This is a genomic window from Ruegeria sp. (genome assembly GCF_965243365.1).
GTDB lineage: Bacteria > Pseudomonadota > Alphaproteobacteria > Rhodobacterales > Rhodobacteraceae > Ruegeria.
In genome coordinates, this window is the sequence record NZ_CBDEUW010000001.1 from 693,872 (window position 1) to 708,747 (window position 14,876).

The window sequence follows — 14,876 nt, forward strand, 5'->3', positions numbered from 1 at the left end:
ACACAAAACAACAAAAACCCCCGCCAAAAAAGGCGGGGGCTAAGCACAATACTGGACAATGCCACACCCGGCATTGTCTGCACCCAACAGGTGGAGGAGCAATGAAACACTATGTCCTCGAGAACGAAGATGCGCGCACGACCCATTCCGCATCCATTGCACCTGACCGCACACGAAACATCGATATCATCCTGTCCGGCGAAAAAGCGGCAACGTCTGCAGAACTGGTCGTCGATTTTTTTCAAGCCCTGAACGATATCGTTGAAGACTATACCTATATCGTCAACACCCGAACCGTTGCGGAAAACCCTCCGGGCGGACCGCTGTATTGGTCTGGGCGAACAGCGGTTTTTTGGGGCGATATCCGCAAAACCTGGAAGTTTGCAGGGCAGGAGAAGGCTTGGATTTCTCAGGTATTGAACCTGTCTGCCCGTTCAATTCTGGTCGGTGATGCAGTTTTTCTGTTGGCGCGTTCGGCCCGCTCGGATCAAACTATTGCTTCCATTCACCCGAACTTTGCAGCGGCAGCACAAGAGGCTGGGCTGGTTGACTGTGGGTCTGCCCTGTACCGCTCGACCGAGGATCGGGTGCACAGCGCGTCCACCAAACTCAGCGCATTATGGCTGCTGTCAGAGTTTGTCTCATTGGACCATGGAGAACACCTTGCTGATGCGCTGCGCGGCTACATCGGGCTGACTGAACCCAGGCCGACATGCAAAAGCCAGCTTGCCACCCGTCTGGTTCAACGTTCAGGTGCCGATCCGGTGGTAGTCCAGGCCATTGATGAGATGCTGAAAAACGTCGAAGATCCATTGACGATTCCCGATCTGTCCCGGGCGCTTGGAACATCCACGCGCCAGCTTCAGCGCCGTTTCCTGGGCAAGACCGGCGTTAAGCTTCTGACCACTTATCGTGAACTTCGCCTTGAACGGGCGCATAGCCTGCTGCGATATACCGATATGACACGGCGTGAGATTTCAACGGCAACGGGCTTTTCTTCCGTCGTTTCATTTGGGCGCGCATTTCGCGCCCAATACAACATTACTCCCGAGCTTGTCCGCAATCGCCGTTATGCGGGAGAACTGTCATAGAACCGCAAGATGAGTCTCGGCTACGTGACTGAAGCGAAGGTCCGCATGACCGACGTGTGAAACTACGCACATCACCAATTCAATTATGACTTAGGATTTCGGGTGCATCGCGCGCCTAAAATGCCGCGTGCCTTGACCCCGGCGGGTGTAAATCCCTCAGCAGAGTTGCTTTCAAAAACTAAATAGTTGACATTCTTGCACACGTGTTCAAGATTTTCCAATGGAAGGGAGGAGAGTCAACTTGATATCCAACAGCGAAAAACTGTCATGAAACTGTGATTTTTCGATGTTGCTCAGCTTTTCTCAAAAATGAAGATCAAAAATTGGCTCTTGTCACACTGGCTACATGAATCGAGGATAACAGGTTTTTGCACACGTGTTCAAATCGTGCATGCCGATCAACAAGGGGATCATACATGACCAAATCAATCCTGAAACGCACTACGGCTGCTCTGCTGCTGAGCGCGATGGCAGTACCGGCGCTGGCCGAGGACGTCACCATCACGGTCTGGGCCGGTGGCTCGAACGACGCTGATGCATACCGCATCGACGCCATTGAAATTGCCGCCGATATGTTGGAGCGTGAAGCCGCAATCGAAGGCCGTGAACTGAACATCACCGTCGAAGGCAAGCGCGACTTTGGCGGTTGGGAAGAGTTCAAGCAAGGCGTGACTCTGGCCGCCGAGGCCGGCACAGCGCCGAACATCGTGGTCACCAGCCACCTGGACATCGCACCATGGAGCCAGGCGGGCTATATCGTTCCGGCCGAGGATTATCTGGATTTCGACGCCTGGCCGCTGAATGACCTTTACCCGAACCTGTTGGAAATCGCTGCTTATAACGGCATCCAGTGGGGTCTGCCTCAAGATGCGGAAAGCCGCCCGTTCTTCTTCTGGAAGGACACGATGCGTGGTATTGGCTATTCGGATGATGACATTGCGGCGCTGCCGGAAAAGGTTGCCGCAGGCGAATACACACTGCAAAACGTTCTGGAAGACGCTAAGAAAGCCGTTGACGCAGGTCTGGTTGAAGAAGGCTATGGCTTCTATCCCCGTCCGTCCAACGGTCCGGATTGGGGCCAGTTCTATCAATCCTTTGGCGGAGTTCTGCAGGACCCCGAGACCGGCAAACTGTTGCTGGACAAGGCCGCAATGGAAGGGTTCTATCAGTTCTTTGCCGACGCAGTTGAGGCTGGTATCACCCGCAAGAACCACCTGGGCACCGATTGGGGCCAGTGGTACACCGAGGTCGCCAACGGCAAAGCCGCGACCTGGCATGGTGGCACATGGCATTATGCCCGCTACACCGGCAAGGAAGGCAATGAGGATTTCTTTGGCACAATCGAATTCTCGCTGATCCCGGCAGGCGACGAAGGTGGCCGTGCCAACACCATCACCCATCCGCTGGTCTACCTGATCACCGATCAGGAAAACGACGACCATGAAGAGATCGCGGCGCAACTGGTCAAAATCGCCTCGGAACCGCGCCTGAACTCGCTGCACGCGATCAAGTCGGCGCATCTGGGCATCGGTCAGCAGCAAGCGAATATCGAGCTTTATGCCAACGACCGTTGGGCTTCGGAAGCGACCGAGCGCCTGCTGATCAGCGCCAATGCGCAGCCGAACAACCTGGATTACGGGGCATACTCCGAAGCCATGTTCAAGGGACTCGAAGCCGCCTGGACCGGTGTGAAAACACCAGCCGAAGCGGTGGCCGAGCTTGAGGCAGAACTGACCGCCAAACTGGGCGACAACCTCATCGTTCAGTAAGATCACCCCCACCGGCCGGGGCATGCGGTCTTGCCCCGGCCACCCTTTTTCGGAGTATGCCATGCCCCGCTTCAACGCGCTTGGGTTCGGATTTCTTGCACCCGCGATGATCGTGGTGACGCTGTTTTTCCTCGCCCCGGTTATCCTGACGGTGTTCTTCGCCTTTACCAACATGTCTACGTCGACGGGCATCACGGGGGGTGAGTATCTGCTGACCCAATCAGACTTGCGCGCAGTCAAGGCCAGCGGCGTGTCGGATGAGACTTTCGACAAGCTAGAAAACGCAGGCTATGTGGTTGATGAGGCCGGTTTGGCCCGTCTGGCAGAAGAGCGCGATCAGGCAACGGCAGACGAACTTGCAACGCTGCATGCAGGGGCCGAGTTTTCGTCACGGCGGGACATGGAGCGGGCGCTGAAGGACTTGCGTCAGAACCGCATCCGGTCAACCCGCGATCGCAAAGCGTTGGCCGAGCTGTTCACCTCAAGCGTGATGGACGAACGGTATCAGACTGAAAATGAGTTTCGCACTGCGCTGACCGCAGCGGGCATTCCCGAGTCAGATCAGAATATTCTGGTCAAAACCGCTTATACGGGCTGGGTCTGGACGACCGAGAACATGAAGCTGCTGTTCTCGCTGGACAGTTCATGGCGCTATGCGATGAACACGCTGTTTTATGTCGTGTTCACTTTGACATTCAACGTCGGTTTTGGCCTGTTTCTGGCGATCTCGACCTTCTATCTACCGTCCGGCATCGCCAATACCTTCCGCACCATCTGGTTTCTGCCACGCATCTTGCCGCCAGTGCTGTACGTGCTGATGTGGTACTGGCTGACATGGGATACCGGTATCATTTCGTCCTTCATGGGCTGGTTCGGCGTCGCCCCGCGAAACTGGATGTTGGATACGGCAACGAATGCCTGGATCCTGGTCATCCTGATCAACGGTTTTGTCGGGGCCTCGCTGGGCATGATCCTGTTTTCCTCGGCGATCCGCACAATCCCGGCCTCAATGCTCTATGCGTCTGAGGTCGATGGCGCGAACCGTTGGCAACAAATCCGCTACATCATCCTGCCGCAACTGCGCTGGCCGATCCTGTTTACCTCGTCCTACCAGACGCTGTCCCTGCTGACCTCGTTTGAATACATCCTGCTGGCCACCGATGGCGGGCCAGGTGGCGCAACCGAAGTCTGGGCCTTGGCCGCTTATCACACCGCGCTGAACAACTATGGTGGCAACCTGCAATACGGTCTGGGCGCGGCTTACGCGCTGGTGCTGGTTGTTATCGGCATCGTGACCAGCGCGCTGTACCTGCGGTTCTTCAACTTCAAAGACCTCGTGGCGAAGCCACGGATCGAGCAATAGAGGCCCCGAGATGACATCGAATTTCCGCGCCTTCCCCATCATTGCGCTCCTGACGATCCTGTCGCTGCCGCTGGTGATCATGTATGCTTTTACGCTGGTGGACTCGATCACCGATGCCGAACCCGGCAGCCTGATCCCATCCGAGATCACCTTCCATCACTGGCGGTTCCTGTGGGATGACACCACCGGGCGCGGCTCGGTCTGGATCGCGACGATCAACACTTTCATCTTTGCCGGATCGACGGCGGCGATTGTCTGCGCGACCTCGCTGACTTCGGCCTATGCGCTGTCGCGGCTGAACTTCCCGGCGCGGCGGTTCTTTCTGGCGGGCGTCATCATCCTGCACGCCTTCCCGACCATCACGCTGATCATCGCGATTTTCCTGATCCTGCAATTCCTTGGCCTTTTCGATACGCTGATCGGGGTCATCATGGTCAAGGCCGCGCTGGAACTACCCTTTGGTATCTGGGTGATGAAGGGCTTCTACGACACCGTCCCGTGGGAGATTGAGATGGCAGGCGTGCAAGACGGCGCCAGCCGCTTCATGGTCTGGCGCAAGCTGGTGTTGCCGCAGGTGCAACCGGGCCTCTCGGCGCTGCTGATCTTTTCCTTCCTGTCGGGATGGAGCGAATTCATCCTGCCCCTGGTCCTTGCTCCGGGCAGCGACGCGCAAGTGTTGTCGACCTATCTGGCCTATTTCCTGCTGGATGACAGTTTGGAAGTCGACTTCAACCTCTTCAAATCGGTGGGCCTGTTCTACGCGCTGCCGGTGATCCTGATCTATCTGATCTTCCAGAAGAAACTCATGAATATCTATGGCGGGGGCTCGAAAGGCTGATGCAACTTAGGCTCACTAACTTCACCAAAACCTTCGACGGCCTGACCGTTATCGACAAGCTGAACCTGACCGTTGAAAGCGGTGAGATGATGGCGTTGCTGGGGCCTTCGGGTTGCGGAAAATCCACCACGCTTTTCACCATCTGCGGCATTCATCGGATGAATGGCGGAACACTGCATTTCGGGGACCGGGATGTATCCGACCTGCCGTCGCAAAAACGCAATGTAGGCGTGGTGTTCCAGAACTATGCGCTTTATCCGCATATGAGCATCCGCGAGAACATCGCCTTCCCGCTGCGGGTGCAGAAGCTGGATAACGCCACGATCAAGCGCAAGGTCGGCGAGATTGCCGAGCTGGTCCACATCCCCGAACTACTCGACCGCCGTCCGGCGCAGCTGTCGGGTGGTCAACAGCAACGTGTCGCGTTGGCCCGTGCTTTGGTGCGGCAACCGGATGTGCTGTTGCTGGATGAACCGCTGGCCAACCTTGACGCCAAGCTGCGGCTTGAGATGCGCTCGGAAATCCGTCGCATTCAGTTGGAGACCGGAATCACCGCCATCCTCGTAACCCATGATCAGGTCGAGGCGATGTCGATGTGCGACCGCATCGCGCTGATGAAGGACGGCAAAATCGTTCAGCTCAGCGAGCCCGATCAGATGTATAACGACCCGGTCGATACCTTTGTGGCTGGTTTTCTGGGCAACCCACCGATCTCTTTCCTCGATGCAACTGTCGCGGACGGCCAGTTCCGCGTCGGCGACAGCGGCATTGCGATTTCCCAGGCGCTGAGGCCCAAGGTCACCGGACAAGTCCAACTCGGCATCCGGCCCGAGTATTTTGGCCCGCAGTTCGGCAACGGGCTGCAAGGCCAGATTAGCTTTGTTGAGACGCAAGGCAGGGAGGATCTTTATAACGTGACCCTGCCAAACGGCGCGGTTCTGCGTTCCATTCAACCGGCGGGCCCCAGGCTGAAACTGGGTGAGACCGTGAATTGGGGCGTCGCCTCGGATCATGCGCTTGCCTTTACACCCGAAGGCGCGCGCATCTGATGACGGGCTGGCTGACCCCCTCCCGGCCCTTGTCGATCGCGCATCGCGGGGCCAGTGCATATGCGCCAGAGAATACTCTGGCCGCGTTTGCACTGGCCGCCGATCTAGGCGCAGATATGTGGGAGGTCGATCTGCACCAAACGGCTGACAGCCAGATATTCGCGTTTCACGACTTCACCTTGCCAGACGGGCGGAACGTTTCGTCCCTATCCTATGCCGAAATCCGCGCCGCCGTGGGTGAAGACGAGGCACCGCTTCTTTCAGAAATCATCGCTCTGGCGCACGCCCGGGCCTGCGGTATCTATGCCGACATAAAGGCACCTGAAGCTTCTGTCCGAATATCCGAAATGCTTGAAGCTGCGGGTATCGAACAAGCCATTCTCGGCGCATTTGATCCCGGTGCGGTAAAGGATTTGCGGGCGGCACAAACACCGTACCCGTTGGCGTCTTTGATCCCCGTTGGGGTGGATCCTTTCGCAGTGTCAGCAGATGCAGACATCATCCATCTGTGCTGGGAACAACTGGACAGGCCTCAGGATTTGCTGGACGATGCCTTCTTTTCCAGATGCCATGAAACAGGTCAGAAAGTGGTTCTGTGGCATGAGGAAGACCCGACCCGAATGGCAGAGATTCGCCGTAAGCCCGTGCTTGGCATCTGCTCGGACCGGCCAGAGCTGGTGAATCCGATCCGGTTTCACAACGATCTGCTCGTTGTGTGCCACAGAGGAGCCAACAAAATCGCTCCGGAAAACACATTGTCGGCTGCGCATGCATGTTTCGCGGCAGGGTTCAGTCATGTCGAAATCGATGTGCATGTCACGGCAGACAATAATCTGGTCGTGCTGCACGATCCGACTCTGGATCGAACAACCAACGGCACCGGCCCTGTCTGCGAACACAGTTTTGCCGAGCTGCAACTACTAAACGCGGGCGCGTGGTTTTCGCCGTTCTACGCTCGGGAAATGATCCCGACATTGGATGACATGCTAAGGCTGGCGAAATCCTATGACGGTCAGCTTTACATTGAACTGAAATCCGCGCCCGCCCGTTTGGTGTGGAACCGGGTTGCGGCCCACCAGATGCAAGACCGGGTGTTCTTTTGGTCCTTCGTCACGCAGTCTCTGCACGACATGCGCGCGCTATCGGATGAGGCGCAGATCATGATGCGGCGACAGGATTTTCAGACACTGGAAGAGGCTATGGCCACGTTGTCTCCGTCTTTGCTGGAATACACCGTGGACGATGATTGGTCAGATTTCCCAGAGTTGCGACAACAGGGCATGCCGATCATGATCGCCTATAACGGCGATGACCGGGCTGTGTTAGAGAAGATCGCCGATGCGGACCCCGATATGGTCAATCTGGACCAGCCGTTTGTTTTTGCCGAAATCTGCCGCGAAAAAGGAGTTGCGAGTTGACGGATGAGCCGACAAAGCCAGTCACGTCCTTTGATGTCGCGCGCCGGGCCGGTGTATCGCGGTCGATGGTGTCTCGGGCATTTACCGAAGGGGCCCACATCTCGGAAAAGTCCCGGGAAAAGGTGCTGAAGGCGGCAGAAGAACTGGGGTACCGTGTGAATTTTCTGGCCCGAGGCCTGCAAACCCGGCAATCCAACCTGGTGGGCATTGTGGCTTCGTCCTTAGACACTCCGTTTCGTTCCCGCCAGGTGCGGATCGCAGCGCAGGAGTTCATCAGTCACGGCTATCGTCCTATCTTGCTGACCTTTGAACCTGATGATGATATCGAACAATGGTTGTCGGTCATGCTGAATTACAACGTAGCTGGCGTCATGGTCACGTCGGCCACGCCGTCACCGAAGATCATTCAGGAGTGTCACCGGCTGCGTATGCCTCTGGTTCTGATCAACAGGGGCAAAAACCAAGATATTGCTGACACCGTTCAGATCGACGTTCAGCAGGCCGGAGAGCTGGCCTATACCATGCTCACGCGATCCGGCACGGGACGGCTGGCCGTTGTGCATCCACAGGTGCCGTCTTACTCCGTGACTGGTCGAGCACGTGCTTTTGTTGACAAATGCCACGCTGAACATGTGGAGGTTCAGGAGTTCGTATCCGCAAATCAAAGCTATCAGGCTGGCTACGATATTGCAGGCAGCATCGGGATCGCACTGGACCGCATCGATGGTGTCTTCTGCGCGACCGATCTTTTAGCATTGGGCGTCATGGACAGGCTGCGCGCCGATTGGAATGTACGCTTTCCAGACGACATGCAAATCGCGGGATGTGACGACATCGAACAGGCCGGGTGGGGGGCCTATCAATTGTCGACAATGCGTCAGGACGCCGAAGAACAAGTGCTGGCCGCCGTCCAGCAAATGCTGGATCGCATCGAGAATCCAGAGATGGAAATACAGCATTTCAATCAAAAACTAACGCCGATTTTCAGGCAAACAACGCTGAGCAGTTATGACTGAACGATTTGACTCGAAACTGGAATTTGCAAAATTTCTTGCTGTTGAGGCAGGTAAACTGGCCCAGAAGCTTTATCAGGAGCAGGATGAAACGTTCATTTCGGTCAAAGGGCTTCAGGATTTTGTCACCGTCGCAGATCGACAGGTGGAAGAGAAAATCCGGGCGCTGATTTCCCAATGTTATTCCAGTGACGCCGTTCTGGGCGAAGAAGAAGGCCTATCGGGCAGCGGTGAGGCGATTTGGGTGATCGACCCCATCGACGGCACCGCAAATTTCATGCGCGGGTTACCCGATTGGGCTGTTTCGATTGGGTATTGTGAAAGGGATGAGATAGAACTCGGCGCAATTTATGCACCAGATCGGGACGAGTTGTGCTGGGCGGCCAAAGGGCAGGGCGCTTTTTGCAATGACCGGCAAGTGCATGTTTCAGATTGCAGTCGGGCGGAACAGGCTTTGCTGCTGTTGGGGCGCTCGACCCGCAATCCAGTGCAGGACTATCTGGCGACAATCGAGCGTACGGTGAACGCGCAGATGGAATACCGCCGAAACGGGTCTGCGGCGGTAAGCCTTATGAACGTGGCGCAGGGCAGAGCCGAAGGATATTACGAGGCACATCTAAACGCATGGGACGCAGTTGCCGGCGTTCTGATTATTCGCGAAGCGGGTGGTCTTGTGCACAGCGCACCAGTTCCCGAGCTATTGAAACACGGCAGCCGCATTCTGGCCGTCACGCCAAAGTTGGAACAGGTGGTTATTGGGTCAGTTGTTCCGTGCGATCGCAAGGTGTCAAGCAGGCCCTGAAAGCCTTATGCCCCGTCGCTTGCTCTCGAACTCCGGTCGGCAAGGTCTGGAAAGCTGCCGCTCAGCGATTCACCGGCATCAAATTAACAATTGAATTAGCTTGTAGGCGTTTGTTTCCATGTCACGGCTTTCTCGGGCCCAAAATGCCGTGAAATAGGGGAAATACGCCTGGTTTTGTTTCAATTCGAAACTCAACACATATGGTAGGTTCGCCACTTTGTTGTGTGGCACAGTAAGCTGAAGACGGCGGCAGTTCTGCTGTTTCAGTTTGGTGTTGTAACGAGTGTGCCGTTCCGATCCGTATCGGAACGGCAGTTCAGCGTCTCAAAGGAACAGCTGAACAATGTATTTTCACAGATTATATATCTATAATTATTTTAATAGCCAAAGTTATTGAATCTTCGCTGAACCTATGAGTTTCTGTCGCGCGGGAAAGGTCACCCAACGACCCAACGGCACAGTTTCCAGGGGAGGGAAACAGACGCATGGCTTGTTTGACAGTTTCAACTCCTGAAACTTTCATATCCTGTGTCGTGCCCAGCCCGGTCGGCCATCCTGCGGCGACGTTCACATGCAAGAGAGACCCTGTACTCTTGCCACGGGAAGAGGTTGAACCTCGCCGCAACCCGGTAGTGGCCAATCGGGCAATCCAGCAAGGCGACCTTTCCGTGACCCGGACCCATAAACGGTTCGCTGTCACTGAGGCAGATGGATCAACTGCGATACTTCAATCCGATGGCTGCGGCCCACTTGGACAGGCCCGCCTCGAGTCAATGGCCACCGGAATGATTTGCAGTTGGTCCTCTGCCCCATACCTGGCCCCTGTCAGGATCTGAATGCCACGATATCATACAAGTATCAGACCGGGCGACGTCGCCCCGGCCAACAAGACGTCTGCGCGGTGCGGTGCCACCTGCAAGCCAGGCCAAATGCAGGAGGAAATGTGTGCCACACAAGCTGAATGACCGGGCCGGGGGCGTCTATATCATCTCTGCCACCCCGTTTTTTGATGATGGGGCGATTGACTACGACAGCGCAACACAACTGGTCGAGTTTTATCTTGAGACAGGCGTTTCCGGGATGACCATTCTTGGAATGATGGGAGAAGCCCCAAAACTGTCGGACGATGAAAGCCTAACCTTCATGCGGCACATGATGAAGGCAGTGAACGGGCGTATTCCGGTCGTGGTCGGCGTGTCCAGTGCCGGGCTCGATACGATGAACGCCCTGACGCAGGCTTCGATGGAGGCCGGTGCAGCCGGGGTCATGGTCGCCCCAAACGCCGCCCATGACACGGACGAAAAGATCTACGGATATTTCGCTGCGGTTTGTGAAAAGCTGGGATCGGAGGTTCCGATTTGCTATCAGGATTTCCCGCTGGCAACCAAAGCACCCGTATCTCCGGCGCTCTTGACGCGGCTGTTCAATGATTTCTCGCAGATCGCAATGCTGAAGCACGAGGACTGGCCCGGATTGAGCAAGATTACCGCGCTACGGCAAGCGTCCGAAAACGGGCAGGTCCGTCGTGTTCCCATCCTTGTCGGAAATGGCGGACTGTATCTACCGCAGGAACTCGCCCGTGGCGCCGACGGCGCAATGACCGGTTTTGCCTTCCCCGAAATGCTGGTGCAGGTCGTCGATCTGTTCAAGTCAGGACAGGAAGACAAAGCGCAGGATCTGTTCGATGCCTACCTGCCAGTGACAAAACACGAACAGCAACCGGGATTTGGGCTGGCGGTTCGCAAGGAAACTCTACGGCGGCGCGGTGTTATTACGTCGGCAGCCACCCGCGCACCGGGCCCAAAACTCAGTGCGACCGATCATACCGAATTGGATAACTTGCTGAAACGCCTTGAAAGACGACTGGAGGAAGCGGGACATGGAGCTTGATCTGGCGGGTAAGAATGTTCTCGCGATGGCCTCCAGTCAGGGTCTGGGGGCAGCCATTGCCCAAACGCTGGTTGAGGAGGGGTGTAATGTTCTTCTGACCGGGCGCGACGGTGAAAAGCTGGAAACTCTGGCAAGCCGGATGGGATGGGCGGCGACCGGATCCGTGCATTACGTGGCCTGTGATCTTTCCGAGCCGAACGCGTCACAAACCCTGTTCCAGGCAGCGCAGGACAAGCTGGGACAGGTCGATATTCTGATCAACAACACGGGTGGTCCACCTGCTGGCCCAGTGACAGGCCCCGACGCCGACAGTTGGCGCGCGCAGTTTGACGCCATGGTTCTGCGGATTATCGAGATAACAAACCTTTGCTTGCCCGGGATGCGTAAACGTGGGTGGGGCCGAGTTCTGACGCTTGCCTCATCTGGCATTGTGCAACCGATCCCCAACCTGGGTATGTCCAACACCTTGCGCTCGGCGTTAGCGGGCTGGTCAAAAACCCTGTCCAACGAAGTTGCAGCGGACGGGGTTACGGTTAACATGCTCCTGCCCGGGCGCATCCATACAGATCGGGTTGATCAGTTGGACGCAGGTGCAGCCAGCCGAACCAATAGTACGATCGACGAGGTCCGCGCCAAATCGCGCGCGACTATTCCGGCTGGGCGATATGGTAAGGTCGAAGAGTTTGCTGCCGTCGCAACCTTTCTGGTGTCCGAGAGGGCAAGCTACGTAACCGGCAGCCAGATCCGCTGTGATGGCGGGTCAATCAAATCGGTCTGACACATCAATGGGGTGGAAATGGACGCTTTTGATCTGATTATCCAAGGGGGCACCGTCGCCACCGCGTCGGACACGTTCCGCGCGGATGTGGGCATTCGGAATGGGAAGATCACCGCTTTGGCCGATAATCTGTCGGGTGCAACGCGGACAATCGATGCGACCGGAAAACTGGTCCTTCCCGGCGGGATCGAAAGCCACGCGCATATCGAACAGGAAAGCGCAACCGGCGCGATGACGTCGGATGACTACTATACCGGGTCTGTTTCAGCCGCATTCGGCGGCAACACCTCGATCATCCCGTTTGCGGCGCAGCATCGGGGGCAGAGCATCGATGATGTACTGGACCTGTATCACAGCCGCGCATCTTCCAAATCGGTGCTGGATTACTCGTTCCACCTGATTGTATCGGACCCGACCCAGGAGGTTCTGACCAAAGGCCTGCCCAAAGCGTTCGAGGGCGGCATAACATCGTTCAAGGTCTTCATGACCTATGACAAGATGATCGTCAGTGACGAGCAGATGCTGGATATTCTGGTCACAGCCCGGGAACACGGGGCACTGACCATGGTGCACGCCGAAAACAACGCCATGATCAAATGGATGGTGAAACGCCTGATTGATCGGGGATACACCAAGCCCCCGTATCATGCAGTCAGTCACCCGGCGGCAGCCGAGGCCGAGGCAATCTCTCGCGGGATTGCGCTTGCGTCTTATGTCGACGCACCATTGCTGATCGTACATGTGTCATCCGAGGCCGGGGCCAATTTGGTGGCCGATGCCCGACGCGCGGGGAAGAAGATTTTCGGCGAAACCTGCCCGCAATACCTGTTTCTGGAAGCCGATGATCTGGACCGCGAAGGTGCGGAAGGATTGAAATATGTCTGCTCGCCACCCTTGCGAAACAAACAGACGCAGGAAGATTTGTGGCGACACCTTCAGGCCGGGACCTTTCACCTTTATTCCTCGGATCACGCGCCCTATCGGTTCGACGAAACCGGGAAATTGTCCAACGGACCAAACCCGCCGTTCACGCAGGTAGCAAACGGCATGCCGGGGATCGAACTGCGCGCACCGTTGTTGTTCCACCATGGCGTGAACAAGGGGCGGATCACGCTGAATCAATTTGTGGCGTATACCAGCACCAACGCTGCCCGCCTGTTTGGGATGCACCCCGAGAAGGGCACGATTGCCATCGGGTCCGACGCCGATATCGCGATCTGGGATCCGGCGCTGACCCGAACGATCACTGCAGACGGCATGCACGACAACATGGATTACACGCCGTTCGAAGGTCACAGCCTGACCGGATGGCCAGTGACCGTGCTCAGCCGGGGAGAAATCATTGTCGATCAGAACAAGCTGTATGCTGAACGCGGCCGTGGGCAATTTGTGCATCGGCGACCATTTGATCCGGTCGGGTACAGCTCACCCACTCCGCCGGAAATGAACCCGGCACTGAACTTTGGCGCGCGGTTGTTGGATTGAGCTTGTGTCCGGCCGCAGCGAAAAACTGATACGGGTCATTAACCCGAATTCTAACGCTAGCGTCACAGAGAACCTCTCGCTGTCGCTTGAAGGGTTGCGACTACCTAATGGGCCGCGCATCGATTGCGTAACGTTTGAAGACGCTCCTTTTGGGATCGAAAGCGCGGATCACATCAATCAAGTGATCCCCATGCTGGAAGATGCGGTGATCTCGGATCGCGAGGCTGACGCCTTTGTCATCGCCTGCTACAGTGACCCCGGGCTTGACGCTTGCCGCGCGCTGACGGATCGCCCGGTTTTTGGCATCCAGAATGCGGGTGTCCTGACGGCCATGGCTTTGGGGCGGCGGTTTGGGGTTGTTGCGCTTAGCGAAACTTCGATCAAAAGGCATTTGGTCTACCTTGAAAACATGGGCGTTCTTTCAAGCCTTGCGGCGGAAAGACCCGTTGATCTGAGTGTTGCCGACAGCGGAACCCCCGATGCATATGCCCGCGTGGCAAAGGCGGCAGTAGCACTGCGTGATGAAGATCGGGCCGATTGTCTTGTTCTCGGTTGTGCAGGTATGTCTGGCCATCGCACCCGACTCGAGCATGAAATCGGCCTGCCGGTTGTGGACCCGACCTGGGCCGCAGTCGCGCTTGCGCTCGGCGCAGTAAAGTGACGATCCAACTGGTTGAAAGACATTTTTACCCCGCTGCGCCTAACCTGTGCTAAGACCGGATCAAAACGCGACTGCACCGGGCTGAGACATGAAGATTACCCGCAAAAACGACCTGAGCTTGCGGTTGCTTGAGATCTTCGGTGCCGTCATGACGGCGCGCACGACAGTTGGGGCCGCTGAAAGCTTGGGAATTTCTCAACCAGCAGTGTCCAATGGTATCCGAAAACTTGAACAGCAAACCAACCTGTCCCTTTTTGAACGGTCTCGGCGCAACCTGATCCCAACCGAAGAGGCAATGATGCTTATGAGCGAAGTGGGGCCTCTGTTTTCCACTCTGGGAGATGTCGAAAAGGCCGTTCGGGATTTGAAGTCGGCCAGGATGGGCAGTCTGCGTATCTTGGCCACCCCTCCGCTTGGTTATTCGGTATTGCCGCTGGCCCTGCACGGCTTTCTGGCCACGCATCCTGAAACCAAAGTGCGCTATGACATTCGTCGCGTGACGCGAGTGGTGGACGAAGTGCGTAATGGCAAGGCCGAGGTGGGATTCATGCTTGGTATGGTGCGGGATGACCATCTCCACACCATTCCATTGGTCGAGAAACCCTTGGTGTGAAAACCCAAAAACCACCAAATCAGGGACTAACCACCTTACATAGTTTGCATCGTTCCTCTCATTAACGTAATTAATACAGAATGTTGCGCGTGACTTCAAGCAGAGT

At 56.4% G+C, this 14,876-nt stretch carries 13 protein-coding genes; all 13 read left to right on the plus strand.

Going from position 1 to position 14,876, the window contains the following annotated elements; all coding sequences use genetic code 11:
* The first annotated feature begins 101 nt into the window (after nucleotides 1-101).
* The 13 genes from ACP0GE_RS03125 to ACP0GE_RS03185 all read left to right on the plus strand — a co-directional run bounded on the left by ACP0GE_RS03125 (nucleotide 102) and on the right by ACP0GE_RS03185 (nucleotide 14,770).
* The gene (locus tag ACP0GE_RS03125) at nucleotides 102-1,091 is read left to right on the plus strand and encodes a helix-turn-helix domain-containing protein (RefSeq protein ID WP_424830544.1); all 990 of its coding nucleotides are present in this window, start codon (nucleotides 102-104) and stop codon (nucleotides 1,089-1,091) included.
* Between the two features lie 416 nt (nucleotides 1,092-1,507).
* Nucleotides 1,508-2,860, plus strand: a complete 1,353-nt coding sequence (locus tag ACP0GE_RS03130) for an ABC transporter substrate-binding protein (protein WP_424830545.1) — start codon at nucleotides 1,508-1,510, stop codon at nucleotides 2,858-2,860.
* Between the two features lie 61 nt (nucleotides 2,861-2,921).
* On the plus strand, nucleotides 2,922-4,223 hold the full coding sequence (locus ACP0GE_RS03135) for a carbohydrate ABC transporter permease (RefSeq protein ID WP_424830546.1): 1,302 nt from the start codon (nucleotides 2,922-2,924) through the stop codon (nucleotides 4,221-4,223).
* A 10-nt stretch (nucleotides 4,224-4,233) separates the two neighbouring features.
* Nucleotides 4,234-5,061 (plus strand): carbohydrate ABC transporter permease, encoded by an 828-nt coding sequence (locus ACP0GE_RS03140; protein WP_424830547.1) that lies wholly within the window; start codon nucleotides 4,234-4,236, stop codon nucleotides 5,059-5,061.
* Nucleotides 5,061-6,110 (plus strand): ABC transporter ATP-binding protein, encoded by a 1,050-nt coding sequence (locus ACP0GE_RS03145; protein WP_424830548.1) that lies wholly within the window; start codon nucleotides 5,061-5,063, stop codon nucleotides 6,108-6,110. Before ACP0GE_RS03140 ends, ACP0GE_RS03145 begins: the two co-directional genes overlap by 1 nt.
* Nucleotides 6,110-7,528, plus strand: a complete 1,419-nt coding sequence (locus tag ACP0GE_RS03150) for a glycerophosphodiester phosphodiesterase family protein (RefSeq protein WP_424830549.1) — start codon at nucleotides 6,110-6,112, stop codon at nucleotides 7,526-7,528. Before ACP0GE_RS03145 ends, ACP0GE_RS03150 begins: the two co-directional genes overlap by 1 nt.
* On the plus strand, nucleotides 7,525-8,544 hold the full coding sequence (locus ACP0GE_RS03155; RefSeq protein ID WP_424830550.1) for a LacI family DNA-binding transcriptional regulator: 1,020 nt from the start codon (nucleotides 7,525-7,527) through the stop codon (nucleotides 8,542-8,544). The genes ACP0GE_RS03150 and ACP0GE_RS03155 overlap by 4 nt, the downstream gene beginning before the upstream one ends.
* Nucleotides 8,537-9,343 carry an inositol monophosphatase family protein gene (locus ACP0GE_RS03160; RefSeq protein ID WP_424830551.1) on the plus strand — a complete coding sequence of 269 codons (807 nt, stop codon included), beginning with the start codon at nucleotides 8,537-8,539 and terminating at the stop codon, nucleotides 9,341-9,343. Before ACP0GE_RS03155 ends, ACP0GE_RS03160 begins: the two co-directional genes overlap by 8 nt.
* A gap of 945 nt (nucleotides 9,344-10,288) precedes the next feature.
* Nucleotides 10,289-11,233, plus strand: a complete 945-nt coding sequence (locus tag ACP0GE_RS03165; RefSeq protein WP_424830552.1) for a dihydrodipicolinate synthase family protein — start codon at nucleotides 10,289-10,291, stop codon at nucleotides 11,231-11,233.
* Nucleotides 11,223-12,011: an SDR family oxidoreductase gene (locus ACP0GE_RS03170; protein ID WP_424830553.1), complete on the plus strand. Its 789-nt coding sequence runs from the start codon at nucleotides 11,223-11,225 to the stop codon at nucleotides 12,009-12,011. The genes ACP0GE_RS03165 and ACP0GE_RS03170 overlap by 11 nt, the downstream gene beginning before the upstream one ends.
* 18 nt (nucleotides 12,012-12,029) lie before the next feature.
* On the plus strand, nucleotides 12,030-13,496 hold the full coding sequence (gene hydA, locus ACP0GE_RS03175; protein WP_424830554.1) for a dihydropyrimidinase: 1,467 nt from the start codon (nucleotides 12,030-12,032) through the stop codon (nucleotides 13,494-13,496).
* A gap of 4 nt (nucleotides 13,497-13,500) precedes the next feature.
* The gene (locus ACP0GE_RS03180) at nucleotides 13,501-14,157 is read left to right on the plus strand and encodes an aspartate/glutamate racemase family protein (protein WP_424830555.1); all 657 of its coding nucleotides are present in this window, start codon (nucleotides 13,501-13,503) and stop codon (nucleotides 14,155-14,157) included.
* Nucleotides 14,158-14,245: 88 nt separating this feature from the next.
* Nucleotides 14,246-14,770 (plus strand): LysR family transcriptional regulator, encoded by a 525-nt coding sequence (locus tag ACP0GE_RS03185; protein ID WP_424830556.1) that lies wholly within the window; start codon nucleotides 14,246-14,248, stop codon nucleotides 14,768-14,770.
* Nucleotides 14,771-14,876 lie beyond the last annotated feature (106 nt).